Origin of the sequence: Sutcliffiella horikoshii (genome assembly GCF_019931755.1) — a bacterium.
Taxonomy (GTDB): domain Bacteria; phylum Bacillota; class Bacilli; order Bacillales; family Bacillaceae_I; genus Sutcliffiella_A; species Sutcliffiella_A horikoshii_E.
Window position 1 is genome coordinate 1,246,896 of sequence record NZ_CP082918.1, and the last position, 26,953, is coordinate 1,273,848.

Annotated in this window: 21 protein-coding genes; 12 read left to right on the forward strand and 9 right to left on the reverse strand. The window is 41.3% G+C overall.

Going from position 1 to position 26,953, the window contains the following annotated elements:
• The first annotated feature begins 2 nt into the window (after positions 1–2).
• The 3 genes from K7887_RS06435 (at position 3) to yidC (ending at position 4,273) form a co-directional block, all read left to right on the forward strand.
• Positions 3–3,059 carry an efflux RND transporter permease subunit gene (locus tag K7887_RS06435; protein WP_223492714.1) on the forward strand — a complete coding sequence of 1,019 codons (3,057 nt, stop codon included), beginning with the start codon at positions 3–5 and terminating at the stop codon, positions 3,057–3,059.
• Positions 3,060–3,203: 144 nt separating this feature from the next.
• Positions 3,204–3,476, forward strand: coding sequence for a hypothetical protein (locus tag K7887_RS06440; protein WP_223492715.1), 273 nt, complete (start codon positions 3,204–3,206; stop codon positions 3,474–3,476).
• A 26-nt stretch (positions 3,477–3,502) separates the two neighbouring features.
• Positions 3,503–4,273 (forward strand): membrane protein insertase YidC, encoded by a 771-nt coding sequence (yidC, locus tag K7887_RS06445; protein WP_223492716.1) that lies wholly within the window; start codon positions 3,503–3,505, stop codon positions 4,271–4,273.
• A gap of 447 nt (positions 4,274–4,720) precedes the next feature.
• On the opposite strand, the gene K7887_RS06450 is transcribed toward yidC, so the two are convergent.
• On the reverse strand, positions 4,721–5,863 hold the full coding sequence (locus tag K7887_RS06450; RefSeq protein WP_223492717.1) for an MFS transporter: 1,143 nt from the start codon (positions 5,861–5,863) through the stop codon (positions 4,721–4,723).
• Positions 5,864–6,022: 159 nt separating this feature from the next.
• Here K7887_RS06450 and addB point away from each other — a divergent pair, with 159 nt between their 5' ends.
• The 5 genes from addB (at position 6,023) to K7887_RS06475 (ending at position 18,373) form a co-directional block, all read left to right on the forward strand.
• Entirely contained in the window at positions 6,023–9,538 is a 3,516-nt protein-coding gene (gene addB, locus K7887_RS06455) for a helicase-exonuclease AddAB subunit AddB (RefSeq protein ID WP_223492718.1), read from the forward strand.
• Positions 9,535–13,302, forward strand: a complete 3,768-nt coding sequence (addA, locus tag K7887_RS06460) for a helicase-exonuclease AddAB subunit AddA (RefSeq protein WP_223492719.1) — start codon at positions 9,535–9,537, stop codon at positions 13,300–13,302. The genes addB and addA overlap by 4 nt, the downstream gene beginning before the upstream one ends.
• A gap of 82 nt (positions 13,303–13,384) precedes the next feature.
• The gene (gene sbcD, locus K7887_RS06465; protein ID WP_223493595.1) at positions 13,385–14,563 is read left to right on the forward strand and encodes an exonuclease SbcCD subunit D C-terminal domain-containing protein; all 1,179 of its coding nucleotides are present in this window, start codon (positions 13,385–13,387) and stop codon (positions 14,561–14,563) included.
• Positions 14,560–17,985: an SbcC/MukB-like Walker B domain-containing protein gene (locus K7887_RS06470; protein WP_223492720.1), complete on the forward strand. Its 3,426-nt coding sequence runs from the start codon at positions 14,560–14,562 to the stop codon at positions 17,983–17,985. Before sbcD ends, K7887_RS06470 begins: the two co-directional genes overlap by 4 nt.
• Positions 17,986–18,061: 76 nt before the next feature.
• Positions 18,062–18,373, forward strand: coding sequence for an HNH endonuclease (locus K7887_RS06475; RefSeq protein ID WP_223492721.1), 312 nt, complete (start codon positions 18,062–18,064; stop codon positions 18,371–18,373).
• A 137-nt stretch (positions 18,374–18,510) separates the two neighbouring features.
• Here K7887_RS06475 and K7887_RS06480 read toward each other — a convergent pair whose 3' ends face one another.
• From K7887_RS06480 to K7887_RS06505, 6 genes are all read right to left on the reverse strand, one after another.
• Entirely contained in the window at positions 18,511–18,729 is a 219-nt protein-coding gene (locus tag K7887_RS06480; protein ID WP_010192140.1) for a spore germination protein, read from the reverse strand.
• Between the two features lie 97 nt (positions 18,730–18,826).
• The gene (locus tag K7887_RS06485) at positions 18,827–19,243 is read right to left on the reverse strand and encodes a spore germination protein GerPE (RefSeq protein WP_223492722.1); all 417 of its coding nucleotides are present in this window, start codon (positions 19,241–19,243) and stop codon (positions 18,827–18,829) included.
• 3 nt (positions 19,244–19,246) lie between these two features.
• The gene (locus tag K7887_RS06490) at positions 19,247–19,423 is read right to left on the reverse strand and encodes a hypothetical protein (RefSeq protein ID WP_010192131.1); all 177 of its coding nucleotides are present in this window, start codon (positions 19,421–19,423) and stop codon (positions 19,247–19,249) included.
• A gap of 17 nt (positions 19,424–19,440) precedes the next feature.
• Entirely contained in the window at positions 19,441–20,058 is a 618-nt protein-coding gene (gene gerPC, locus K7887_RS06495) for a spore germination protein GerPC (RefSeq protein ID WP_223492723.1), read from the reverse strand.
• A gap of 97 nt (positions 20,059–20,155) precedes the next feature.
• Positions 20,156–20,401: a spore germination protein GerPB gene (locus K7887_RS06500; RefSeq protein WP_223492724.1), complete on the reverse strand. Its 246-nt coding sequence runs from the start codon at positions 20,399–20,401 to the stop codon at positions 20,156–20,158.
• Between the two features lie 27 nt (positions 20,402–20,428).
• On the reverse strand, positions 20,429–20,650 hold the full coding sequence (locus K7887_RS06505; protein WP_223492725.1) for a spore germination protein: 222 nt from the start codon (positions 20,648–20,650) through the stop codon (positions 20,429–20,431).
• A gap of 158 nt (positions 20,651–20,808) precedes the next feature.
• Between K7887_RS06505 and K7887_RS06510 the strand changes: the two genes are divergently transcribed.
• Positions 20,809–21,984, forward strand: coding sequence for a DUF418 domain-containing protein (locus tag K7887_RS06510; RefSeq protein WP_223492726.1), 1,176 nt, complete (start codon positions 20,809–20,811; stop codon positions 21,982–21,984).
• A 21-nt stretch (positions 21,985–22,005) separates the two neighbouring features.
• Here K7887_RS06510 and K7887_RS06515 read toward each other — a convergent pair whose 3' ends face one another.
• Entirely contained in the window at positions 22,006–22,185 is a 180-nt protein-coding gene (locus K7887_RS06515) for an aspartyl-phosphate phosphatase Spo0E family protein (protein WP_223492727.1), read from the reverse strand.
• A 146-nt stretch (positions 22,186–22,331) separates the two neighbouring features.
• Between K7887_RS06515 and K7887_RS06520 the strand changes: the two genes are divergently transcribed.
• A complete protein-coding gene (locus K7887_RS06520) occupies positions 22,332–23,249 on the forward strand; it encodes a fumarylacetoacetate hydrolase family protein (protein WP_223492728.1) in 918 nt (305 codons plus the stop codon).
• Positions 23,250–23,316: 67 nt separating this feature from the next.
• Here K7887_RS06520 and K7887_RS06525 read toward each other — a convergent pair whose 3' ends face one another.
• Positions 23,317–24,510 (reverse strand): ornithine--oxo-acid transaminase, encoded by a 1,194-nt coding sequence (locus K7887_RS06525; protein WP_223492730.1) that lies wholly within the window; start codon positions 24,508–24,510, stop codon positions 23,317–23,319.
• A 156-nt stretch (positions 24,511–24,666) separates the two neighbouring features.
• Between K7887_RS06525 and K7887_RS06530 the strand changes: the two genes are divergently transcribed.
• Together K7887_RS06530 and K7887_RS06535 are read left to right on the forward strand one after the other, a co-directional pair.
• Positions 24,667–25,011 carry a DUF1516 family protein gene (locus K7887_RS06530; protein ID WP_148978650.1) on the forward strand — a complete coding sequence of 115 codons (345 nt, stop codon included), beginning with the start codon at positions 24,667–24,669 and terminating at the stop codon, positions 25,009–25,011.
• A 184-nt stretch (positions 25,012–25,195) separates the two neighbouring features.
• A complete protein-coding gene (locus K7887_RS06535; RefSeq protein ID WP_223492731.1) occupies positions 25,196–26,953 on the forward strand; it encodes a sensor domain-containing protein in 1,758 nt (585 codons plus the stop codon).

The following is a 26,953-nucleotide window of genomic DNA, read 5'->3' on the forward strand; positions in this document are numbered from 1 at the left end:
AGGTGTTTAATGCACTTATTAAAAAACCAAAAGTAACATTGATATTTTTACTATTATTGGTGGTCATCGGTTCCTTGACCTATTTCCAAATACCAAAACGTGAGATTCCAGAAATCTCACTCAATGTAGGAACGATCACCACTGTGTATCCAGGGGCTGCTCCGAACGTAGTCGAACGTGATATTACCACCCCGCTTGAAAAAGAATTATTGGATATTGACGGGATGGACAGTGTCACTTCCGTTTCTGGATTGGGCGCATCCAATATCGTGATGGAACTGACCGATGATGCGGACAGGGATAAAGTATTCTCGCAAGTTCAACAAAAAGTTTCTGATGTAAGTCGGGATTTTCCAGAGGACGCTTTTGAACCAACCATTAACACGGACATTCAAATGGGAGCCATCGCTTCTTACAACGTCTTACATGAAGACCGTGCATTGTTATTAGAACAAAAGGATATTATTGAAGGATGGATTCCTCAATTAGAGGATATTGATGGTGTTCGAAAGGTAACAGTTAAAGGGCTGGAAGAGTCGAGCTACACGCTTAACTTGGATTCAGAAAGCATGCAAGAAGAAAGAGTGTTGCTTCCAGACGTCATAACAGCTATCCAGAACGAACTCGAAATCACCCCGCTTGGCAGTCAGCAAGAAGGCAATAAGATTTCCCAGCTGACATTTGAACATATCGAAAATATTGAAGATGTAGAAAATGTTTTTCTAAAAAAGGATGAGGAAGGAAATTCTCTGTATGTCGGGGATATTGCAAGCTTAACGCAAATTCCTACCGAACAAGAAGACTTCGTTACCTATAACGGTACACCTGCTATTTCCTTGACCATCATGCAAGAAAAAGGGGTGGATATTCCAACATTGCATGCCAAAGTGGATGCAGAGATGGAGCGCCTCTCACAAGAATTGCCTGATGAGGTGGAAATGGACCTTTATTACACACAAAATGATATCGTGTCCAAAATATTCAAAGACCTGGGGATCTCCTTTTTAATCTCCATTTTAGCTGTTGTATTAATCACATTTTTTGGACTGAATGCAGTTTCCGCGATCCTAGTGGCAATTTCGATTCCAATTTCCATTGCGCTTGGTTTGATTCCGCTGCCATATGCGAATGTTGACTTGAACCAGATTTCCATCATTGGAATAATCATAGCCCTCGGGATCCTGGTGGATGATGCAATTGTAGTGAACGACAATATTCAAAGGCGTTATCAACTAGGTGATAGCCCCCTTGAAGGCGCAATTAAAGGAACCAAAGAAGTTCGCGTTTCCATTATTACGTCCACATTAGCGATTGTATTTACATTCTTGCCACTGACATTCCTTGGTGGTCCGAACGGTGCATTCATTTTCGCACTGCCGACAGTTTTGATTGCTACCATCATCGGTTCCACCATTGTTGCATTGACGATTGTGCCGATATTTATGGCATGGCGTCAAAAGAAAAAGAAGAGAAACAAAGTGAAGGATGGACTGCTTGGTTCTCAGATTGAGAAAGTAGGTGACTGGTATAGTTCGAAAATATTGACCAAAGTCGTGAAAAAGCCGCTGCTTACTGGTCTTGCAGTTCTTATTTTCTGTACAGCATCATACGCCCTTGTTCCATTTATTCCAGTTGTTTTTTTCCCAAGTGCTGACAGGGAAGAGGTTACGGTATCTGTAACGTATCCTGCTGGAACCCCACTTGAGGAGACAGAGTCAAGGCTTGAAGAAATGGAAGACACCATCAAATCAGATGAAGCAGTATATGAAACAACTATTTTTGCCGGTAGTGGTGAACCAGGTATTTTCGGAAGCACGCTTTCCAATTCTGGTGAGAATACAGGGCAAATAGTAATCAGGGTTGATCGTGAGCAGCAGTCTGCAGCAGACACTATTGCAAAATGGCAGCCACAACTCCGTGATGAAAATCCAGATGCGGTTGTGATGCTATCCACTATCGAAGCTGGGCCACCAGTTGGAGCGCCAATTGCTTTAACGGTAGTCGGAGATGATATTGACGAGTTAATGAATTCTGTAAATGGAATGAAAGAAGAGATAGAAAGCCTAGAAGGAAGCGGGGCAGTTATCGATGATGTTGGATCCTCTCAACCTACTATCAACTATGTTCCAAACAGGGAAGAGATGGAAGAGCATGGCATCACCTCCCAGGAAATAAGCAATCAAATTAGACTCGTTACAGAGGGTATACCTGTCGGCTCCTATGAGGCTGGACTTGAAAGGGAAACGTTGACGATTGTTCAGGATCTGGTGGAAGATGGCGAAACTATTGATTTAGAAGCTTTGGAGCTGCCAAGTAAAACGGAAACAACTGAATTTGGAGCACCTGTTCTTGTCCCGTTATCTGAACTGGTAGAGGTGGAAGAAACAGAAGTGCTTCCTCTAATTCCTCATAAAGATGGAGACAGAACGATTACAGTACGCGTATATCCGGGGGAAGATGATAAGCAGAAGCTTGAAGCAGAAGTAAAAGAAATTGCTACTTCCTATGAGTCAGATAGTATTTCCGTTTCTGTCGGAGGAGAATCTTCTGCCAGAAGTGACTTCTTTATTGAAGTTGGTAAGTTGTTCGTTATCGTTATTTTCTTAATCTATATTTTAATGGTTGTTCAATTCAATTCATTAAGACTTCCATTATTGATTATGAGTTCTGTTTACCTCGCCATTTCCGGAGCCGTAATTGGACTATTCATTACCCAAACCGGCCTAGGATTTATGGCTATGATGGGGATTGTATCGCTTGCGGGAATTGTGGTACGTAATGCAACAGTATTCATCGAGTTCATGGAATCGCGTTTGCAAGAAGGTGCCACTCTAAGTGAAGCGGTCATAGATTCAGGGAAAGCGAGATTGAGACCGGTTGTGCTGACGGCGTTTACGTCCATTGCAGCATTGCTGCCAATTGCATTCAGTGGTGATGTATTATTTACGCCATTGGCAATCTCTATTATTTCCGGTATCTTCTTTTCGACCTTCTTTACATTGCTGTTTGTTCCGGCATTCTATATTGTGATTAAACGTAAAAAAGTGAAAGAAGCATAATTAACAAAAAGATACACCTAGCAATTATTGCTGACTAGGTGTATCTTTTTATTGTAGGGATATACTTTTAATGAAACATTATTATTCTTTAGTTCGTACAAGTACTATCTACTATAATCAGTTAAAAAGGTGATTGCATATTATATGGAATTCTATCTTGATATTCTACTATACGCACCATATGTAACAGCCGCCGTCCTTTGTCTTTTGACGTTCTGCTTTTTTGTGGATTCTAAGTATGTGGTCTGCCAACACAATGGCTATACGACATCTTTGGACCTTGAAACAAATAAATTGCAGTCTGTTATCGGTAAGCGGAGAAGGCTTATTACATTCATATATAGAAAACGGCCAACAAAAGAATCAACCTTAGATGAAGAAGATTCCTCTAACTACTTTGCATACATGAGTCGATAACCTTGTAAAAAGTAGGAGGAATTTACATGAAGAAATTTTGGACAGTGAGTTTAGTAATATTTTTATTGGCGCTATTAACAGGTTGTAACATGAGTGAGCCCATTACGGCTGATAGTTCAGGAGTATGGAATCACTATTTTGTCTATCCTTTGTCTCTTGCATTGACGACGGTCGCAGATTGGACTGGAGGAAGCTACGGTATTTCCATCATTGTCGTGACAATTGCTATTCGTACACTTATTTTGCCACTAGCATTAAAGCAACAGAAAAACATGCTTGCCATGCAAAAGCTAAAGCCAGAAATGGAAGCATTGCAAAAGAAATATAAAGACAAGAAAAAACCAGATGACCAAAAAGAAATGCAAAAAGAATTAATGGCATTATACCAGACGCACAAAGTGAACCCTGCCGCGGGTTGTTTTCCAATGTTGATTCAGATGCCTGTGATCATGGCCTTCTATTATGCAATCGGCAGAACGACGGAAATAGCCGAGCACTCTTTCTTTTGGGTGAGTCTTGGCCAGCCTGATCCATACTTTATCCTCCCGGTTGTGGCAGCAATCACGACATTCATCCAGACAAGAGTCACTCTTACTGATGACGTACAGCCACAGATGAAGATGGTCATGAACATCATACCTGTGTTTATTTTGATCGCCGGATTGACGTTGCCTTCTGCGCTGGCACTTTATTGGGTGATAGGAAATTTATTCGGAATTGGACAAGGACTATATTTGAAAAAACGTATGAAAACGTTGAAACAGATGGAAGAAACAACAGTCGTTCCAAGCACATAATAGGATAAAACCTCTAACCTCCTCTCAGGGAGGTTGGAGGTTTTTTTAGAATGAAAAATCTATAATACAGTTGATTTCCGTTCCAGGCGCTTCGCTTGCCTGCGGGCGGTCCGTGAGCCTCCTCAGGCTTCGCCTTGCGGGGTCTCACCTGTCCCTTCCTCCCGCGGGCGTCTGCGCGCCTTCCACTCCAATCAACAAGATGACTTCGTTCACCTTAAGGGTTAAAGAAGCATTGAATTTTAGTTTTGGGGTAATCCCATTAACTTTTAGTCATGTATTTTCAGCTGTGGATTGGAGCAAATGGCGAAGACTCCAGAGGGGAGTAACGGTAGCTTGAGACCCCGCAGCGCAGCGAGGAGGCTCAAGCACCGTCCCGCGGAAAGCGAAGCCATTTGCGGAAAGGAACAGCGTCGATAAACCAACCAACTAAGTTTTAAAAAGAATGGCTTACGCAACTCTTCTGATCCTCCATATTAAAATAGCATTCAGTAAAAACCATATTCCTAAAAAAGCCAAGACTGTTAGAAACGAAAAGTTATGGCTTATGATAGGACTGACGGCAGTGCCAATCAGTAAAGTGAAAGAATACAAGGAGATGGCGCTTCCGCGGTGATTGCTGCCTAATATCCCAATATATGTGATGATTGCCGGTAGGAAAAAGGAAATGGCAGCTACATAGATCACAGATAAAGCACCTATCACAAATAGATTTTCATAAAAAATCATCATAAAAAAGAACGAAAAGGAAATGCTCAACGAACAAATAAGAAGTAAACGCTTGGATCCCACGGTCCGCATCAATATGTCAGAAAAGAGACATGAAACAGTACCAACGAGCCCGACAGAACGGACCAACATAAAAGATTGATCAGGAAACGTTATGGATAAGAATTGAAACAGGCTATCGTAAAACGTCACAAAGGAGAGCAGCAAGGAAAAAACAATAAGGTAAAGAATTCGTAAATCACGGTCCGTCAAGAGCGTGAAAAAATGTTTCCAAGGTTTGTCCTTTGTACTTATCAATGAATGAGCTGAACTTAAGATGAGACGTGCAAATACGAACAACAGGAAGTAAACAAGTGAAAAGAAAACAAATACATCTTCCCATTGAAAATAAGTGACTATATGTTCGCTTATCATTGGGCCAAAAATGCCCGATAACAGAAAACCTGCATTAATAAGAGATATGGTAAAAGTTCGAAGGGATTGGGAAAAGTGGTCAAAGCAATAGGCAAAAGCGACTGGCGCAAAGCAACCAAGGGTGAACCCTTGAATGGAGCGGGCAACGTACAAATGAGAAATATTTGCAGAGTGCGCAATGAGTATGGTGGCTAATGCCGAAAACAGAAACCCGTAGCTGATGATCTTCTTCCGGCCGAATCGATCGGACAACGGCCCGAACATCAGGAGTCCTATTGCATAGAAGATGCTAAAGAAACTGCTGGCCAATATTACTTTTTGTTTGGAGATATTCCACTCCAAGCTTATCGGATTATAAAGTGGGATTAATGTGTATAGGTTACAGACCACTAAAAAACCCATAACGATTAATAATGTTGCTGAAAAATAATGGTTTTTTCTTCGTTCCATTTCCGTTCACCTGCCCATTTTACCTTATGCAATGGGTGTTTGACCGGTTCCATCCTCGAAAGTAACCCGTTGGCAATAATAGTAGTTTTTCAGTACAATAGAATAAGAAGAACATAAGTGCGTATTATTTTTTTGAATGGAGAAAATGGGGGATATCTAGTGTCTATACGATTTTTAATAGGAAGAACAGGCAGCGGGAAAACAACCTGGTGCAACGAGCAAATTCTTCACATGCTTAAAGAAGACCCGCAAGGTCCGCCAGTTGTCTACCTTGTGCCAGAGCAGATGACTTTTCAATCAGAATACTGGATCGTTCAGTCGCCTGATGTAAAGGGTATGATACGGGCACAAGTATTCAGTTTTACTCGTCTTGCATGGAGAATTTTACAGGAAGTCGGCGGTATCAGCCGTTTTCATATCGATCAGACCGGAATTCATATGCTGCTTCGGAAGGTAATTGAGGAACACAAAAGTAAGTTTCATGTGTTTGGGAAGTCTGCCGAGCAGTTCGGATTCATTGAACAAATGGAAAGCATGATTACAGAGTTTAAACGTTATTGCGTCACACCAGAACTTTTACATGAAGAAATCGTACGGATTGGAGAGGATGCCTCCATTTCTGAGCACGAAAAAATGCTAGCTAAAAAGCTGACTGACATACTAGTTGTCTATCGTCAGTTAGAAGCAACGCTGGAAGGCAAATATTTGGACGGCGAAGATTACTTACAGCTATTGACGGAAAAAATACCAAATTCAAGCTATATTCAAAATGCAGATATTTTCATTGATGGTTTTCATAGCTTCACGCCTCAGGAATTGGAAGTCTTAAAGGAATTAATGAAACATGCAAACTCGGTCACGGTTGCCTTGACTGCGGATAAACCATATGACGAAGAAGCACCATATGATCTTCATCTGTTCAGGGAGACAGGAACGACTTATCAAAGACTGAGGGATATCGCACTCGAAGAAGGATGCGAACTAGAAGAGCCGGTGCTTTTAAAAGGCACGCCCCGCTTTCAACATGCTGATTCCTTGCGTCATATGGAACAGTATTTTGATGTTCGTCCAACGGTCGTCTTTCCGGAAAAGGCTGATGTGTCTATTTTACAAGCAGTCAATCGCAGAGCGGAAATGGAAGGCATTGCGAGGGAGATCGTCTCCCTTGTCAGGGATAAGGGGAATCGCTATAAAGATATAGCTGTCATCGTCAGAAATGCAGAATCTTATATTGATTTGGTTAATACAGTTTTCAAAGATTATGACATTCCCTTTTTCGTCGATCAAAAGCGGACAATGCTACATCATCCTTTGGTCGAGTTGCTTCGTTCCAGCCTTGAAGTGATTTCAAGAAACTGGCGCTATGAATCTGTTTTCCGTTGTGTAAAGACGGATTTCTTTTACTCGCTCGATCAAGATATAAATGAGATGCGCGAAAAAACGGACAAGCTGGAAAACTATTGCCTGTCCTATGGTATACAAGGCCATAGATGGACTGCGACTGAGCCATGGAAGTATCGTCGCTTTTTTAGTGTGGATACAGAAGGTCCATACGTACAAACAGATGAAGAAATTGCTTATGAAAAGGAAATCAATGAGTTAAGAACGATGATCGTGGAGCCGCTTCATATGCTTGAAAAACGCTGGAAAAAAGCAAAGTCAATCGAAGGCTATTGCAAGGCGCTTTATGAATTTATGGAAGATTTAAAGATTCCACAAAAACTGGAAGCAAGAATGAAAAAGGCGGAGGAAGAAGGCAATCTGTCTTCTGCAAAAGAAAACGAGCAAGTATGGAAAGCGATTATTCAAATGCTCGATCAGATGGTCGAACTGATAGGGGACCATCCAATTTCGTTATCCATGTTTATGAAAATGGTGGAAAGTGGATTGGAAAGCCTGCGATTCAGCTTAGTGCCACCGGCAATTGACCAGGTTATCGTTGCTAACTTTGATCTTTCGCGCTTGACAGATATAAAGCACAGTTTTGTGATTGGTGTAAATGATGGGGTGATCCCTGCCAAGATCAAGGACGAGGGGTTTATATCAGAAGAAGAAAGAGAGCTTCTGTCAAACTACGGAATGGAGCTTGCACCGACAAGTCTAGAACGACTGCTTGATGAACATTTCCTTGTTTATACGTCTTTTTTAAGCCCTTCCCATCACTTGTATATAAGCTATGCCCTGGCAGATGAAGAGGGAAAAACACTGTTGCCTTCTTCTTATATCAAGCGAATAAAGGAAATGTTTCCGTCGCTACAGGAGAAGTTGTTGCTCAATGAACCTGCAGAGCTTAATAGCGAAGAGCAGTTAAGGTATATCCATACTCCATCGACCACACTATCCAACTTGGCAGTTCAGCTTCAAGCGTGGATGAAGAAATATCCGGTCGAACCGATTTGGTGGGATGTATACAATACACTTTTAGAAAGTGAAGAATGGCAGGATAAAACCGAACAGGTCTTACGAAGCTTATTTTATAAAAATGAAGCAAAAAAATTGAAACAAAAGGTCAGCCGTGAGTTATACGGTAACTTCATGGAAGCAAGTGTGTCGAGAATGGAGAAATTCAGTGCATGTGCCTTTTCCCATTTCGCATCACATGGTTTAAAGCTGAAGGAAAGAAAAATCTACCGATTGGAAGCACCGGATATCGGTCAGCTTTTCCACGCTGCACTTAAGCATATCTCAGATAAGTTAAGGCAAAGCGGCAACGATTGGAAGAACCTAACGAAACAGGAATGTGAAGTGCTGGCAAAAGAAGCCGTGCATATTCTCGCACCAAAGCTGCAAGGGGAAATCCTGTTAAGCTCCAATCGCTTCCATTACATCAAACGGAAGTTGGAAACGATTATCACAAGAGCTTCGCAAATCTTAAGCGATCACTCTAAAGCGAGCAAATTCACCCCAGTTGGTTTGGAACTTGGCTTTGGAAAGCAAGAAGAGTTGCCTCCAATTCAGATCAACTTGCCAAATGGTGTGACAATGGAGCTTGTAGGGCGTATAGACCGGGTAGATAAAGCGGAAGGAAGCAGTGGATTATTGCTTCGTATCATAGATTATAAATCAAGCAACAAAGCGCTTGACCTGACAGAAGTATACTATGGCTTGGCATTACAGATGTTGACCTATCTTGATATTGTCATCTCGCATTCTAAAGGGTGGCTTGGAAGTGAAGCTACTCCTGCCGGTGTCTTGTATTTCCATGTTCATAATCCAATGATTAAAACAAACGGAATGAAACCGGAGGACATCATTGAAGAGGAGATCTTTAAGAGCTTCAAAATGAAGGGCCTGCTTTTAGGTGACGAAGAATCTGTGAAGCTGATGGATCAGACGCTGGAGAGTGGACATTCCAAAATCGTTTCGGCTGCACTGAAAAAGAATGGTGGATTTCAAGCGAACTCGTCGATTGCAAGTGAAGAAGAATTCACGCAGCTCAGAACGTATGTAAGAAAGACATTTGAAGAGATTGGTATGAAGATATCCGAAGGGGAAACAAGCATTTCTCCGTACAAACTGAAAAATCAAACACCATGTACGTTTTGTTCGTATAAATCGTTTTGTCAATTTGATACATCTCTTGATGAAAACGAATATAGAGTGTTGCCAACGATACCTAAAAATGAGGTCATTTCCTCAATGAAAACAAAGATAGAAGGGGGAGAGGAATCATGAGTATGGAACTTCTTCCAAAACCAACAGATGCCCAGTGGACTGATGATCAGTGGAAAGCAATTGTCGCTTCTGGTAGAGATATACTTGTTGCAGCAGCTGCTGGTTCAGGTAAAACCGCTGTTCTTGTTGAACGGATGATTCATAAGATCGTCGAGGAACATGTTGATGTGGACAGGCTGCTTGTCGTTACCTTTACCAATGCTTCAGCTGCAGAAATGCGCCATCGAATCGGTGAAGCGCTGGAAAAACAGTTAGAGAAAAAGCCGGCATCGCTTCATTTGCGCCGACAGCTAAGTTTATTGAACAGAGCATCCATATCTACGATTCACTCCTTTTGCCTTGAAGTGGTACGGAAATACTATTATTTGATCGATATTGACCCAAGTTTTCGTATTGCCGATACAACAGAGATTCAATTAATGCAGGAAGAAGTTCTTGAGGGCGTCTTTGAAGAAGAGTATGGGAAAGAGGACAACGATTTATTTTTTGAATTAGTGGATCAGTACACAAATGACCGTTCGGATGGAGCGTTGCAAAGCCTTGTTCTTGATCTTCATGAGTTTTCAAGAGCCAATCCTAACCCTGATAAATGGCTGGATGAGATTGTAACTTTTTATCAGTCCACCAGCAAATTTTCTATGGATGAATTGCCTTTCATCTCGACATTGAAGCGGGAAATGAAACTGCAATTTCTCGGGGCTGAAAGTTTGTTGGAAAAGGCAATGAAAATTACGCTCGAGCCAGGGGGACCTGCTCCTCGCGCTGAGAATATCGAGCAAGATTTGGCACAACTTCACAGATTGCAAGCTGCCCTCGATACATCTTGGGGAGATTTGTATGAAGCAATGCAGGAACTCGATTTCTCCAGAGCCAAAACATGCCGCGGCGATGAATATGATAAAGAACTGATAGAAAGATGGACAAAGGCCCGTAATGACGCCAAAGCACTTGTACAAGGGATCAAAGATGAATTGTTTTCCAGACGTCCGGAGTCCTTCTTAAAAGATCTCGAAGAATTAGCACCTGTGATGGGTACCCTTGTCAATCTTGTAAAGCGGTATGGCGTGGAGTTCAGCTTGATGAAGCAAGATAAAGGGCTGGTGGATTTTTCTGACTTAGAGCATCTTTGTTTAAATGTGCTGACCACCTTTAACGAAGGGAAATTAGAGCGTTCCGAAGCTGCCCTCCGCTATCAGTCCACTTTTAAAGAAGTGATGGTGGATGAGTATCAGGATACAAATATGGTCCAGGAAGCTATCCTGAAGCTAGTTACGAAGGAAAGCGAAGAATCCGGAAATATGTTTATGGTAGGGGACGTGAAGCAATCGATCTACAGATTCCGATTAGCGGAACCATTTCTGTTTTTAAGCAAATACAAACGGTTCGATACGGAAGGAAGAGAGTCTGGCCTTCGTATTGATTTGAATAAAAATTTCCGGTCGCGTCCAGAAGTCCTTGATGCCACCAACTTTATCTTTAAACAGATCATGGGAGAAACAGTTGGGGAAATCGATTATGACGATGATGCGGAGTTAAAGTTCGGCGCAGCCTATTATCCGGAAGCAACAGATCGTGAATCGGAACTATTATTAATAGATCGAAGCGGTTCGGTTGCAGGGGATGAGGACGAACTATCGGAGTCTGCAGATAACACGACTGGATTCGATAAAGTGGAGCTGGAGACGGCTCAAGTCGAAGCGAAGATGATCGCTCAGAAAATAAAGCAGCTCATTCAGTCCGGCTATGAGATATATGATAAGGACAGAAAAGCGATGCGTCCTGTCACCTACAGGGATTTTGTCATCCTGATGCGCTCGATGCCATGGGCTCCACAATTTATGGAGGAGTTTAAGCAAGAGGGACTGCCTTTATATGCAAACTTGAGCACAGGATATTTTGAGGCAACAGAAGTCGCCATCCTTATATCGCTATTGAAAATCATCGATAATCCATATCAAGATGTTCCATTGGCTTCTGTGTTAAGGTCACCGATTGTCGGCCTTGATTCCAATGACTTGGCGACCATCCGCATTCAGCAAAAAAGGGGCTCGTATTATGAAGCGTTGATCGCATTTATGGAAAAGGCACCAGATTCTTTGGAAGAGCAAGAATTAGCGAAAAGAGTTCGGTTATTCTATCAGATGCTTCAATCATGGCGGACAGCTGCGCGTGAAGGTGCATTGTCCGAGTTAATCTGGCAGATCTATCAGGATACCCATTTCCTTGATTTTGTCGGAGGGATGCCGGGCGGAAAGCAGCGTCAGGCGAATTTGCGGGCACTGTATGACCGGGCAAGACAATATGAATCCACCTCATTCCGCGGCTTGTTCCGTTTCTTGCGTTTTATTGAAAGAATGCAAGAGAGGGGAGAAGACCTTGGTGCTGCAAGAGCACTTGGGGAGCAAGAGGATGTTGTCAGGCTGATGACGATTCACTCCAGTAAAGGACTTGAGTTTCCCATCGTCTTTGTTGCAGGACTATCCAGACAGTTCAATATGATGGACCTAAACAAAAGTTATTTGCTGGATAAAGAGCTTGGATTTGGTTCTAAATATGTAAATGCAAAACTGCGAATTACCTATCCTACGATCTTGCAGCTGGCATTGAAGCGAAAAGCGAAGGCACAGTTGATAGCAGAAGAAATGCGTGTGTTATACGTAGCTCTCACCAGAGCAAAAGAAAAATTATATCTGGTCGGAACGGTAAAGGATTTTGAAAAATCTCAATTGCTGTGGAGTGAACACGTCTCACATGAAAACTGGCTGTTACCAGACTATGTGAGAGCAGGCGCGAAATCGTATATGGACTGGGTTGGTCCATCACTTGTGCGCCATAAGGATGCTGAAGCGTTGAGAGGAGATAGTCCGACTGGGACAAACCAAGAGGACATCGTCAATCATCCGACTTCATGGAAGATATCCGTCACTAATGTGGAACAATTGCTGCAAGGAATAGAAACTGAAAAAGAAGCAGAAAACCTTCTCCTGGATAAGGTGAAACATGGCGAACAGGTCGACATCGAAAGTCCTTACAAAGCGAGAGTGATAGAACAGCTTACTTGGAACTATCCATATAAAGAAGCCAGTATCCATCGCTCTAAGCAATCCGTTTCAGAGATAAAAAGAATGAGAGAACAGCAGGATCCATACGCAGATACCACGCTTGTTCAAACAGAAAGAAGGTATTTCCTTGATCGCCCGGCCTTCTTGCAGAAGAAAAAACTGTCACCATCAGAAATTGGGACGGCGATGCACGCTGTGATGCAGAATTTAGATCTTTCCGCCGGAACCATCGATAGAGATTATGTACAGGCGCAAGTTATGGAGATGGTTCAAAAAGAACTAATAACAGCTGAACAGGCAAATGTCATCGACTTTGACGCAATCGTATCCTTCTTTACCACTCCTGTCGGGAAGCGGATGCAACAGGCGGAACATGTTCACAGGGAGGTTCCATTCAGTTTTGCATTGCAGGAAAATGAATTTTTCGAGCAAATGGATTTAAAAGAAGAGACCATTTTGGTGCAAGGTGTTATTGATTGCCTTTTAGAAGATGAAGAGGGGCTAGTATTGATTGACTACAAAACGGATACCATCACAGGTCGATTCGCTAACGGGTTTGAAGAGGCGGAACCTGTGCTTCGTAACCGTTATAAAGATCAAGTGGCTCTATATGCAAGGGCTGTTGAAGAAATTTGGAAGAAAGAATTAAAGGAGAAATATTTATATTTCTTTGATGGAAATCAATTGGTGAAGATGGATTAACACAAAGAGCGGCTCAGGTGGCAAATGTCAGAGGATGAAAAATTTGTTGCTTGAGCCACTTTCATGGAAGGGAAGAAAGAAGATGCGCATACTTCATACTGCCGACTGGCATTTGGGCAAAACCTTAGAAGGAAGAAGTCGTTTGCCAGAGCAGGCACAATTTTTAGAAGAACTTCTGCAAATCGTAGAAGAAGAAAAAGTGGATGTGGTACTGATGGCGGGAGATGTCTATGATACTGTCAATCCCCCGGCACAGGCAGAAGTGCTTTTCTATGAGTCGCTACAACAGCTATCAAACAATGGGAAAAGGCCGGTTGCCGTTATTGCAGGGAACCATGATAATCCAGACCGTCTTTCTGCATCCAGACCTCTTGCAAGCTCACAGAATATCTCCTTGCTAGGATACCCCACAATGGACGTTCAGAGCATCTATGTCCCCACAACGGAAGAAACTTTGAAGCTAGCTTCTTTACCCTACCCTTCAGAGTCCAGGTTAAACGAAGTGCTTTCCGAAGAGTTTGAAGAAAAAGTGATCAGGGATCATTATAATGCAAGAATTCGCCAGTTTTTTGATAAGATGTGTGAACAATTTACCGAGTCCTCTGTGAATATCGCAATGAGCCATCTTTTTGTTGCCGGTGGAAATTCCACGGATTCGGAACGCCCAATCGAAGTAGGCGGAGCATTTACGGTGGCAGCAGAAAGTTTGCCAGAGCAAGCTCAATATGTTGCCTTAGGTCATTTACATCGCCCTCAAACCATCAAACGTGCCAAAACGGCTGCCAGATACTCAGGCTCACCGCTTGCTTATAGCTTTTCAGAAGCTGGATATACGAAAAGTGTAACCATTATTGATGCTAAGCCTGGTAAAGAAGTAGAAACGAAAGAAATCTACCTTTCTAGTGGAAAGCCTCTTGTAAAATGGAAGGCAACAGAAGGAGTCCAACAAGTTTATAGTTGGCTAGAAGAAAAGAAAGACAGCAATGCATGGGTAGATCTTGAAATACATGTCACCAATGCTTTATCCATGGAAGAGATCCACCGCATCCGAAAACATCACGATGGCATCCTCCATATCCGTCCTATTTTTCCGGAAATGGTCGAGGAGAGAAAAGCGGTAAAGATGGACAGTGTTCCAATTGAGGAACTGTTTGTGAGGTTTTATGAAAAACAGTCAGGAGGCGCAAAACCTGAGGAAGAACTAGTCCGATTATTTCTCTCCTTATTGCAGGATGACACGTTGAAGGAGGAGCAAGTATGAAACCAATCACATTGACGATCGGAGGGCTTCACAGCTTCCGGGAAAAACAAATAATTGACTTTGAATTGCTTTGTGAAGGTGGAGTGTTTGGAATCTTTGGGCCCACCGGAAGTGGGAAATCCTCCATATTGGATGGGATGACGCTTGCATTGTACGGAAAAGTAGAGCGGGCCTCCAATAATACGCAAGGAATTATGAATCATGCGGAAAACCAGTTGGAAGTTTCCTTTTTATTTGAACTGGAAAATGCTAAAGGGAAGCAACGTTTTAAAGTGGAACGGACCTTTAAACGAACAGATGATATCCGCGTGAAATCAGGAATTTCAAGATTGACGGAAGTAAAAGAAAGTGAGCATATCGTGATTGCGGATAAGGCTAGTGAAGTGAACCAGGCCATTCAAGAGATACTCGGCCTAACCATTGATGATTTCACCAGAGCCGTTGTGTTGCCACAAGGTAAATTTGCGGAATTTCTATCGCTTAAAGGTGCGGACAGAAGACAAATGCTGCAACGCCTTTTCCAGTTAGAAAAATACGGTGATCAGCTTTCCCGAAAAATTAAGGAAGAGCTGCAAGAAAAAACGAGACTCTTGGGAGAAATACATGCCGAGCAGTTAGGGTTGGGCGAGGCTTCAGATGAGGCGGTAAAAGAAGCGGAAAAAGCGTTCAGAGAAGTAGAAGCGCTTGTTAAAAGGTCAGAAAAAGCACTTCAAGAGATGGAACATGCATTTGAGCAAAAAAAGAAGCAGTGGGAAAGGCAAGTAGAAAAGGCTCAGGTGGAAAAAAAGCTTCACTCTTACTTATTACAAGAGGCTTCTATTAAGGAGCTAGAAACTTCCTATACATTGGCAGAACAGGCAGAGAGCTTAAAACCTTTATTGGAAGATTTGAAAGAAGTAGAAAAAGCTTTATTAGAGTGGAAGCGAAGAAATAACTTTGACCAAAAAGCCAATGAATCTGCAAAAGGAGCATTGGACCAAGCGTTGAAAACGTATGAAGCAACAAGGGGTAAGAAAGAAGCAGAATTCCCTGTGCTGCTGGCAAAGAAAGAAAAGTTAGAACGTGCGAGAAACCTGGAAGACGGATTGACTGCCTATCAGCCCAAAATGGAAGAACACAAACGTTCTTTGGCTTCTAATAAAGAAGTATTTTCTACATTACACACTCAGGAAGAAAAAGCTAAGGAGCTGTATACCAAGGCAGTAAACAAGCAAAAGACAATAAAAGAGGAGCTTGCCTCCCTTGCGTTTGCACCTGCACGTCTAGAATTACTGCAGAAAGCATTTGACAAGAAACAAGAGATACTGCTCATTGAGAAAAAAATGAAGGAAAATGGAGCAGAAGTACAAACGCTGCAAAACAAAATCTCTTCGTTTCAGGCGGAGAATCAAAAAGCGGAAGCAAATCTGAATAAGGGAAAAGAAACTCTCTTAGAAATTTTCCAAAATACAGAGAAACACTATGATCATGCATCAGAAATGGCACAACAGCTTGATTGGCTGGAAAGGCAGATTGAACAGTTTTTAGAAGCGGAACAAAAACTTGCGGATGATGCTAAAATCCATCAACTTGCATTGGAGTTGGCCAAATCCCTTGAAAACGGAGATGCATGTCCAGTTTGTGGTTCCACAGAGCATCCTGGTCTAGCTTCTCATCAAGCTCATAGGGAAATAGCAAGCACCAAAGAAGAAACCGGAGTAGGGAAAATGCCTGCTGCGATTTCACAGCAAAAACAGGAAAACCTGAAAATTAAGTTTAAATTAGAGCAAATAGCTACAGAACTTCATCGAGAACTTGAAGGGGAAAAAGACTTGCCTACCCCGAAGGAATCATTGGAGAAATGGGATCTGTGGGACAAGGAATTGAACGAGTCCAAGGATACAGCGGTGCTGCTTGCTGAAAAGTACCATAGAATTGCAACAGAACAAAAAGCTTTCGTTCAAGATCTCATACAGTTGCAAGAAAAGAAAGAGAAGGTGGACAACTACCTTAAAACATGGTCAGGCACCTTTAAAGAAACAGCAAAGCTTGCTTCAAGCTATACGGAACAGCTTGAAGCATGGATAAAGCGTCTAGAAGATACAAAACAGGAGTTGGTAGAAAAGAAAAACAAGTGGGACAGAGATTTCGAAGAAGAAAAATATGAAGAAATTGAAACCACCTATCAAGCTGCCAAAGAAGCGGACAAGAAACGTTTGGACCTGCAGGAAAGAATAAATACTAGTGTGGATTTTATTGAATCAAAAGAGAAAGAATTAAAAGAAGCACTAGATAAGAAAAGAGAAATCGAAAAGACTATTTACCAAGAGGAATTGCAACTCGAACAGATTCAGAATCGTATGAAAGATACGCTAGAAGAAATAAAGTCCATCGTTGGAGAGAATAATATCAAAGATGAGCTGAAGCGTATTGAGCATGATGTGGAAAACCTAAAGAGGCTGGAAAGAGAAAACTACCAAAAATGGATTGAATCCCAGCAGCATGCTCAAGAAAGGGAAAAAGCTGCTTCACACAGTGAACAGATGGTAAAGGAAACGTTGTCACGCCTTGCTCTCCTCCAGGAAAAATGGAAACATGAGCTAGAAAAATCCGTGTTCACATCTATGGATGCTGTTGAGTCAGCAATTGTTCATATAGATTCAAAAGAAATGTGGAAAGAACAAATAGAACAGTACTGGGAGGAAAGAAAGGCCATTGAAAAGGACCTCTCTCGTTTGAATGCATTAATTGGCACAGAAAGATTGAGTGAAGCAGAATGGGTAGATTCCCAAGAGCAATTGCAGTCTGCCCGTAAGGATCTTCGCGATGGAATTGAAAGAAAAAGTGCACTTCAACAGAATCTTCTTTCATTAAAAGATCGTAATGAACGGTTTAGGGTTCTCGAGGAAAAGAAGACCAAGCTCTCCGAGGAGACTCAAGCATATCAAAAGCTGCAGAGTGTCTTTAAAGGGAACAGTTTTGTTGAATACTTGGCCGAAGAGCAGTTGCATCAAATAAGCAGAGATGCTTCAGAAAGATTGGGACAGCTTACCCGCCAAAGATATGCATTGGAAATGGACTCAAATGGAGGCTTCATTATCCGTGACGATGCCAATGGTGGTGTAAGAAGACCAGTTTCCACGCTTTCTGGTGGAGAAACATTCCTTACTTCCTTGGCACTTGCATTGTCCCTTTCCGCTCAAATTCAGTTAAGAGGAGAATACCCACTGCAGTTCTTCTTCCTTGATGAGGGCTTTGGGACACTTGATTCAGAGTTACTGGATGCAGTAGTTACGGCATTGGAGAAGCTTCAGTCCGACCATCTGGCAGTAGGGGTCATTTCCCACGTACAAGAGCTAAGGGCACGTTTGCCGAGACGATTGGTTGTTACACCTGCACAGTCTTCTGGGAAAGGTTCGGTCGTGACGTTGGAAAATTTATGATTATTTTATTGTAGTAATGTGAAGGGTTAATGGATGTGTATGGATGTTGAATTTGAATGGGGGAGGTGTATTTGAAATGGGAAAGAAGAAAAAGCACGACATCGGAACCTGTGAGCTTTGTGAAAGAGAAGAGGTGGAAATAACGGTCCATCATCTAACCCCAAAGGAAATGGGAGGGACCTTTCTGCCGACGGCTAATCTTTGTATTCCATGTCATAAACAAATACACGCCTTATACACGAATGAAGAACTGGCCATCCGTCTGAATACAGTTCTTCTCCTGAAGGATGACCCAAAGATTGCCTCCTTCATCAAATGGATCCAAAAACAGCCATCTACCAAAATCCCACTAACACGCAAGTCAAACGAACGAAAACAAAAACGATAAAATCCGATAATACCAACAAAAAAACCAAAACCCGTGCCACTTGCGTTGGCACGGGTTTTGTGGTATTTCGGGGTGGAAGGGGAAAGTCCTAGAGGGGTCTGACCCCCTTTTTTCTTTTTTTTCTCTTTTTTCTTTTGTTAGTTATTCGCCACAATATCCTGGTCATTGATGTCAGGGTCGATGGTGTTGGTGGCGGATAGACCGTTGTTGGTGATGACGAAGTTGCCGGTGTTTAGTGCACCGGATCCTGCTGAGGTTTTGGAGGCTGATTTAGGGGAGATGTAGAAGGAATCCCCGAAATTGATGACGCCTCCGCCTACACTGTTGATGGCAACCGGACCTACGATAGCTGGCATGTAGAACATCCTTTTTGTTTTTTGAGTGAGCGCACTCATGTTTTTATGATACTTATACTATATGAAACCTCCCCTAAAAGGTGAAGATACTGAAAATCTAATCATCCTCGCTCTTTTTTGGAGTATCTGGTATTCCCATTGCTTTATGAACCTCTGGGCCAAGTAGTTGCCTTGTATGTTTAACCCTGGCTTCCGCGCAGATTGTCTGGGATGAACCGATTTGCAGGACAGAGGAAGAAGAGACCCCTTTAATCTTGATATGATTCACACAAATGTTTGGGTTTACATTATTTACAGACATATTTACACGTTCTGTTAAAACTGGAGTCGGGGACTGCATCGTAAATATTGGGAACTCAGAGAAATTCCCTTCGTTCCCATAAAATTTCGGAAACTCTCTTTTTACAGCGAGAGCCCTGGACTTGGCATTAATATAGTACGAATCCCCAATATGAAAATAAGAGCTAAAGGACAAAGAGTGCAAATTAATCTCGTTTACTCTGGAAATTCTCATAGGCTATTCCGTAGTTAATGGAACAAATGGTCCAATTACCAATGATTCAGGGGGAGTGTCGAAATAAGATGTCAGGCAAATGTTCTGGGTATCCCCGACCAGAAAAATAGAAGAGGAAGAAACCCCAAGGATATCGACATTATTCACTTGCAGATTATGGTTTGTCACTTGAAAGTTCATATGTTAACACCACACATCTATTTTTTTTGAGGAAGAGTTTGAATAAAGACAGCAAAAGCTTTATCCATATCCCCTTGAAGCTGTTGAATCGCTATTTCCTTAATTTTTTCATCATTGTAGCCCTTTTGGACAGCTTCGGCCGTAATCGTATTTAACGTGTGATTCACACGTGAAGCTAGTTGATTGTTTACATCTTGAATCATGAAATCATGATAGTGTTTTTCGAGAGTTCTGCCTTGCTGTTTCGCTATCTGGTCAATCTTTGCTTTTCCATTTTTGTTGAGATATTCCCGTAAGTCTGCTTCAATACCTTGGGCTAAATTCTGGTTTCGTTGAGGTACAGGAACTTCTAGGTTGTTTTGGGTTACAACGAAATCTTCAATCTCACCTGCGGACCCAGGTGTCAACCCGATATTCAATGTGCCTTCCAACGTTTCTACCTTAAGTTGATCAAATTTATACTCAATTCGTTCGATATTCATACTTGGTTTTTCTTTTAATTGGGTGATTTCCTGTTGCATAAGTTTCACCAGTTCCTCGAGGGTGGAAATCTGTTTCGTCTGGTTTTCTACTACTTGTTGAAGTTGCTGGATCTGTTGCTGCGATTGATAAAAATACTGATAGTTATTGTACATCCGACCACCCCTTTCATTGGTTGCTGTTTAAGCGTCAAGAATCATCTCTAATACTTTATGCAAACACTGAAAATGGGTGAATGCCCAGAATGTAAATTTACCTTGAACCTGTTAATGGGACAAATATTTCAGATGAACTTGGAGGTGTTTCACTTGGTTGTTCTTCTGCTATCTCGGCACTGCTTACAGGTGCGGGTCCGACAAAGTTACCAGTATTGTATAAATTTGATAAGGACTTAATAACTCCCGCACTACCTATCTGAAAAACGGAGGAGTTCGATATACCTCCTATTTTCAGATGGTGGATGACGATACTTTGATTGATGAAAAAATTGGATGCCATACGTGCCCCCTCCTATTAGATTTCGCTTTACATATTCAAAGCAACGGGTTGATCATTAACATCTTGATCATAAGTGTTGGTTTGACTGTTGGTGTTGCTTATTGAAATATTATCTCCGGTATTAAAGCTTCCTGCTCCTGCAAATGTTTTGGCTGAACTGACTGGAGACATTTGAAAAACATCCCCGATATGAAAAATCCCGGAGTTACCGATGCTGTTAACATTTACAGCTCCGACGATTGCTGGCATAAACGTTAACTCCTTTTCTGTGCGCTTATGCTATATCCTATGACATTAGCCCGGTATGGTGAGTGTAAACGAAAAAAGGAAAGAGGATTTGGTGATAGGAATATAAAGGAAAAAGAGCTATAATATTCACTATGAAAGTACGAAAGGGAGGAATCTGGATGCAAGCGGCACCTATACAAGAAAAAGAGAGAATTGTAGCTTTAGATATTATAAGGGGAATTGCGATATTAGGCATTTTTCTAGTGAACATGCCATCATTTTTTGCTCCAATGCTTTATGTGAACATAAAAACATATTGGACTGATACACGGGATATTTTAGTGATGAATGGGATTGATATCATTGCCCAAGCAAGCTTTTATACCCTATTCTCATTTTTGTTCGGATATGGCTTTATTATTTTTACAACTAGAGTAGCAGAGAAAAATCTATCTGTACCAAAATACTTTTCCAGAAGACTAGTTGTATTATTGGTAATAGGCATCATACATGCGTTTTTGATCTGGCATGGGGATATTCTCATTACATATGCTTTATGTGGATTTATTTTACTATTTATGAGGAAAATGTCTTCGCAGGCGATGGTTTGGACGGGACTTCTTCTAATTGTGAGCCCAACAGCCCTGCTGTCATTATTAATGCTTGTAGTGACGTTGACGATGGGAGATACAGACCTCTATTCCACATTTGAGGCAAATGCTGCGCAATCATTACAGGTATACGCCAATGGAACATTTATGGAGATAACGAAACAACGGATTGCCGACTGGTCTTTCGTTAATATCGCAAACTTCTTCTTTATTGTATTGTCGGTTCTACCGATGTTCCTGTTTGGAGCGGCAGCAGCAAAATCCAAATGGCTAGAAAATGTGGAGGCAAACCTCTCATGGATGAAAAAGCTTTGGATTGCAACCTTTGTGATGGCATTAGTATTTAAGTTGCTGCCGTATTACACGGCTCAAAACTACACAACTGAATACCTTCAGGATGGACTAGGTGGTCCTGCAAGTGCGGTGTTTTACTTCTTATCTATTGTGTTTGCAAGCAGAACAGTTATAGGCTTGAAATTATTATCCCCTTTTCAGTACGTAGGAAAAATGAGTTTATCCAACTACTTGTTTCAATCAGTTGTTTGTTCGCTCATCTTCTATAGTTACGGATTAGGGTTATACGGATCTTTTACACCGTTTTATGGTCTATGGCTCGTTCTTGGTATATATATCTTCCAAATCATCATTAGCAGAGTATGGGTGGCAAACTTCTATTATGGACCGATGGAGTGGTTATGGAGAGCGGGTACTTACGGTAATAAGCCTAAATTTAAAAAGATGTGAAGCATATGCTTCACATCTTTGTCACTGTGCAAAGGAATATTTATTTTGGTTTTCCAATAAGTGGAGTTGTTGTTGCGACTGCTTGTTTAACAGAACATCAAGTTCTTGACTGCACTTCACAGTTTGAGATGCGGTAAATCCGTATTCTTTTGCGCAATGAATCATTTGCTGTCGTTTTAATTCAATTTTTAAGGCTAACATTTGCTTCTACTCCATTATAATAAGATTAAATAACGCAAGCGGTTGTCCTTATTATGGCACGCCTTTTACAAGAAAAAAAGCACTTCGATAAAACAAGTCATAATATAACAAATTACTACATAATCGCCGTATTTGTAGAGGGAAGGATGGATAGGTTAGTGCATTTATTATCTATGGAAATCAACGGGCAAGTTAGAATTGGGCTAACCGACGAAGCACATCTATATGTCATCGATCTTCAAAAAGCGCATGAAGCTAAAGGAGAGGAAAGTGTTTGGCCCACCACTCTTTTAGAAGGCATAGAAATTGGTGAGGATTTTATCAGCATAGTTGCTAGCCTGCGGGACTGGGTGTTCACACAACGAAATTCTAAGGATTATTTTATCCCTATGGAAGAGGTTCGGCTACTTGCGCCAGTACCAAGGCCTAGAAAAAACATCTTTTGTGTCGGGAAAAACTACCGCGAACATGTACTGGAGATGGGCGGTGAAGAGGATATCCCGGAGCATATAATGATATTTACGAAAGCTCCCACCACTGTAATCGGCCATGAAGAAATCATTCCTTTACACGAAGATGTAACAGGTCAATTGGATTATGAAGGGGAATTAGCAATTGTAATTGGAAAAAGCGGAAAGGGTATAGCTAAAGAAGATGCAATGGATTATATCTTTGGTTACACAATTGTGAATGATGTAACGGCTAGAGATTTGCAAAAGCGCCATAAACAATTCTTTCTTGGTAAAAGTTTGGATGGAACGTGTCCATTGGGACCAGTCATTGTGCATAAATCAGCAATAGATGATCCACAAAGCTTAAAGGTGAAAACGCTGGTAAACGGGGAAGTCCGGCAATCTGCTTCGACGGACCAGGTGATTTTTTCCATCCCGGAAATAATAGCAACTATTTCTAAAGGCATGACTCTGGAGCCGGGAGATATTATCGCGACTGGAACTCCTGCTGGGGTAGGGAAAGGATTTGATCCACCGCGTTTTTTAACTGGGGGAGATGTTTTAGAAGTATGCATCGAGAAAATAGGAGTTTTAAGAAATACGGTCAAGTAATATTTTTTGTTACAAGCAAAAAAAGCTGCCTGCTAGATTTAATAGATTCTAGCAGGCAGCTTTTTGATTATGATAATACTTGTTTCACTTTTTCAATAGCCCAATCTAAGTCTTCTTTGGAGATGACGAGTGGCGGTGCAAAACGGATGACCGTTTCATGTGTTTCTTTGCATAACAAGCCTTCTTCTTTTAGCTTTTCGCAGTAAGGGCGAGCTTCTTCCGTCAATTCAACTCCAATAAAGAGTCCGCGACCGCGAACTTCTTTGATGATAGGGTTTTTGATGGTGCGTAACTCTTCCATCATATAGTTCCCCAAGTCGTAAGAACGCTCTACTAAACTTTCTTCTTCTAATACTTCCAATGATGCCATGGAAACTGCACATGCTAGCGGATTTCCACCGAAAGTGGAGCCGTGTGATCCTGGATTGAAAACACCAAGGATATCTTTGTTTGCTGCTACGCAGGAAATAGGGAATACTCCTCCGCCAAGTGCTTTACCTAATATGTACATATCAGGCTCTACATTTTCCCAATCACAAGCGAATAGTTTTCCAGAGCGTCCTAGGCCAGCTTGGATCTCATCTGCCACATATAATACATTGTTTGCTTTACAAATTTCATAAGCTTCTGAGAGGAACCCTTCGGCTGGTATATTGATGCCTGCTTCACCTTGGATAGGTTCGAAGATGAAAGCGGCAGTGTTCGGTGTGATGGCACCTTTAAGTGCTTCGATGCTGCCATAAGGAATCACCTTGATACCAGGGAGCATAGGACCGAAACCTTGTTGATACTCTTCACTAGAGGACATGGATACAGCCGTCATGGTACGTCCGTGGAAGTTATCTTCACATACAATGATTTCTGCCTGGTTAACTGGCACATCCTTCACATCATAAGCCCAGCGGCGAACAGCTTTAACTGCAGTTTCGACAGCTTCTGCCCCTGTATTCATTGGTAACACCATATTTTTCTTCGTTAGTCTAGCCATTTTTTCATACCAAGGACCGAGTTGGTCATTGTGGAAAGCGCGGGAGGTCAAGGTGATTTTATCTGCTTGATCTTTTAACGCCTGAATGATTTTTGGGTGGCGGTGTCCTTGGTTGACAGCGGAATAGGCACTTAACATATCCATGTACTTATTGCCTTCCGGGTCTTCTACCCATACTCCTTGTGCCTTTGAAATCACAATTGGTAGCGGGTGATAATTATTGGCGCCAAATTTTTCTGTCATACTGATGATATCGTGTGTTTTAGTAGTCATAAATGAAGTACCTCCATTATTGAATGTAATGGTTTACAAAGGTATTATATCATTGTTAATATTCAAAATCTTATATAAAGGTAATTTACTTAGTTTTTTTCCGTCTCTATGGTATGATACTAGTAGTTTTGAGTGAATTGAAGGAGGTTAGTAGAAATGACACACGCGCATATTTCAACATGGGCAATCGCACTAATTCTGTTTGTCGTAGTACTATTTTTAACAAAAGCAGGAAAAGAAAAAGGTGCTAAGATAACAGCGATGGTACTTAGAGTGTTCTACATCTTGATCGTTGTGACAGGCTTGCAGCTTGGATGGACATTGCTCACAAACGGGCAATATGTATTGAAGATGGTATTAGGTATTGTTGTTATCGGCTTGATGGAAATGATTGCTGTCCGCACTAGAAAAGGAAAATCCACAGTTGTGGTTTGGGTTCTTTTCGTTGTGGTATTTGCATATATTCTTCACTTAGGTTTCAGTCTACCAATGGGTATGTAATCAATAAATAAAAAAGCTTGAATCCCCATCTTACACGGGATTCAAGCTTTTTTATTGTTTTGTAAATGTTTTGCTGATATTCATGTATTCTCTCGTTTTATATGATAAAGTAAAATAAGTGAATAAATTGTAAAAATTACACTTGTTTTGTAAAAAGATGAAGAATATATAGGAGTATATACTTATGAAAACAGAAGGAAACATACCATATAACCCCGAAAAAACAAGTGCTAGAGATATAGTTAAGCTAAACCGGATGATGAAAACTTCGGACCAACAATATAAATCCTTATTTGAACACAATGGGGACATCGCTTTTTCAGTGGATTTGCTTGGCAGAATAATAAGTGTAAACCCAAAATTCAAAGAAATATTTGGATTTACAGAAAAAAAGATGCTTCGTAAAAGTGCACTTAATTTCATAAAAACAAAGGACATTGAAAGAGTGACTGATCATTTTTTCAAAGCCTTGAATGGTATGGAACAGACATATGAAATTGAATTGATCGAGAAGGATGGGGAAGAAAGCACGTATCTCATTAAACATATTCCTATTGTTATTGACGGGGTAAGGACAGGTGTTTTTGGAATAGGAAGAGATATTACAGCACAGAAAAAAGCGGAAGAAAAAGTGGCTTATCTGGCTTACTATGACCCTGCAACAGCTTTGCCAAATAGACAGAACTTCCATGAAAGTTTAAAAGTGAAGCTGGAAGAATCGAAGAAAAGTAAGGAAAAGTTAGCAGTGCTTTTTATTGATTTTGACCGTTTTAAATTGATTAATGACAGCCTGGGACATCTTGTTGGCGATGAATTGCTAAAGTGGGAAATTGAACGGATTTCCGCCTTATTACCTGCGAATTGTTACCTTGCCAGATTTGGCGGGGATAAGTTTTCGTTATCCTATACGGGTTTTGAGAGTATAGATGAGGTAATCACAATGGCAAAGTCTATCTTGACTACTATTAAACAACCTATTAGGTATCTAGAGAAAGAATTCTATGTGACAGCAAGTATTGGAGTCAGTTTGTATCCAAATGATGGGATTACGGCAGAAAGTTTATTGAAGAATGCTGATGCAGCAATGAATCAAGCAAAAAAGCTTGGCGGAAACAGAGTAAAGTTTTATTCCGATGATATGAATAGTCAGGCATTATACCGGATTGAACTGGAAAGTTATCTACGTAAAGCGCTTGAAAAAAATGAGTTCTTCCTATGTTACCAACCGTTTATCGATATAGATTCAAAAGCCGTCATTGGTGCAGAGGCATTAATACGCTGGAATCATCCGAAGTTGGGACTTGTCTCACCTGCCGATTTCATTCCTCTGGCTGAAGAAACTGGGTTAATTATAGAAATTGGTGGTTGGGTGCTAGAAACTGCCTGTTTACATACAAAAAACTGGCAACAGGTTGAGGGGTATCAAGAGCTGAACATTTCTGTAAACGTTTCTGCCCAGCAGTTCCAGCAACCAAGCTTTGTATCAGAGGTGAAACATGCATTAACAACTTCCGGGCTTTCTGCTCGTCACCTGCATTTGGAATTGACGGAAAGTGCCATGTTAAAGAACGCCTTCTACAGTATTGAGGTGATGAAAGAGTTGCAGGGATTGGGTGTTAAAATCTCCGTGGATGATTTCGGGACAGGTTATTCTTCTTTAAGCTATTTAAGGGATCTTCCTATAAATAATTTAAAAATTGATCGCTCGTTTATTAAAAATTTGCGTGCCGAGTCAAAAGACCTTGCCATTGTTCATGCCATCATTACCATGGGTAAAGGGCTTAACTTGAATGTTATTGCAGAGGGGATTGAGACGGAGGAGCAACTAAGTATCCTTAGACAGTTAACGTGTGATGTTGCGCAAGGGTATTATCTATCAAAGCCGAAAGAGCAAACAGAATTCGAGAAATTTATGAATGATAGTCAACCTAGCTTGGTGTGA

Excerpts from the sequence above, each read along its gene's own strand:
- K7887_RS06440 (WP_223492715.1), top strand. The coding sequence starts at position 3,204 with ATGGAATTCTATCTTGATATTCTACTATACGCACCATATGTAACAGCC.
- yidC (WP_223492716.1), top strand. The coding sequence starts at position 3,503 with ATGAAGAAATTTTGGACAGTGAGTTTAGTAATATTTTTATTGGCGCTA.
- K7887_RS06450 (WP_223492717.1), bottom strand. The coding sequence starts at position 5,863 with ATGGAACGAAGAAAAAACCATTATTTTTCAGCAACATTATTAATCGTT.
- addA (WP_223492719.1), top strand. The coding sequence starts at position 9,535 with ATGAGTATGGAACTTCTTCCAAAACCAACAGATGCCCAGTGGACTGAT.
- sbcD (WP_223493595.1), top strand. The coding sequence starts at position 13,385 with ATGCGCATACTTCATACTGCCGACTGGCATTTGGGCAAAACCTTAGAA.
- K7887_RS06470 (WP_223492720.1), top strand. The coding sequence starts at position 14,560 with ATGAAACCAATCACATTGACGATCGGAGGGCTTCACAGCTTCCGGGAA.
- K7887_RS06475 (WP_223492721.1), top strand. The coding sequence starts at position 18,062 with ATGGGAAAGAAGAAAAAGCACGACATCGGAACCTGTGAGCTTTGTGAA.
- K7887_RS06480 (WP_010192140.1), bottom strand. The coding sequence starts at position 18,729 with ATGCCAGCTATCGTAGGTCCGGTTGCCATCAACAGTGTAGGCGGAGGC.
- K7887_RS06485 (WP_223492722.1), bottom strand. The coding sequence starts at position 19,243 with ATGAGAATTTCCAGAGTAAACGAGATTAATTTGCACTCTTTGTCCTTT.
- K7887_RS06490 (WP_010192131.1), bottom strand. The coding sequence starts at position 19,423 with ATGAACTTTCAAGTGACAAACCATAATCTGCAAGTGAATAATGTCGAT.
- gerPC (WP_223492723.1), bottom strand. The coding sequence starts at position 20,058 with ATGTACAATAACTATCAGTATTTTTATCAATCGCAGCAACAGATCCAG.
- K7887_RS06500 (WP_223492724.1), bottom strand. The coding sequence starts at position 20,401 with ATGGCATCCAATTTTTTCATCAATCAAAGTATCGTCATCCACCATCTG.
- K7887_RS06505 (WP_223492725.1), bottom strand. The coding sequence starts at position 20,650 with ATGCCAGCAATCGTCGGAGCTGTAAATGTTAACAGCATCGGTAACTCC.
- K7887_RS06510 (WP_223492726.1), top strand. The coding sequence starts at position 20,809 with ATGCAAGCGGCACCTATACAAGAAAAAGAGAGAATTGTAGCTTTAGAT.
- K7887_RS06515 (WP_223492727.1), bottom strand. The coding sequence starts at position 22,185 with ATGTTAGCCTTAAAAATTGAATTAAAACGACAGCAAATGATTCATTGC.
- K7887_RS06520 (WP_223492728.1), top strand. The coding sequence starts at position 22,332 with ATGGATAGGTTAGTGCATTTATTATCTATGGAAATCAACGGGCAAGTT.
- K7887_RS06525 (WP_223492730.1), bottom strand. The coding sequence starts at position 24,510 with ATGACTACTAAAACACACGATATCATCAGTATGACAGAAAAATTTGGC.
- K7887_RS06530 (WP_148978650.1), top strand. The coding sequence starts at position 24,667 with ATGACACACGCGCATATTTCAACATGGGCAATCGCACTAATTCTGTTT.
- K7887_RS06535 (WP_223492731.1), top strand. The coding sequence starts at position 25,196 with ATGAAAACAGAAGGAAACATACCATATAACCCCGAAAAAACAAGTGCT.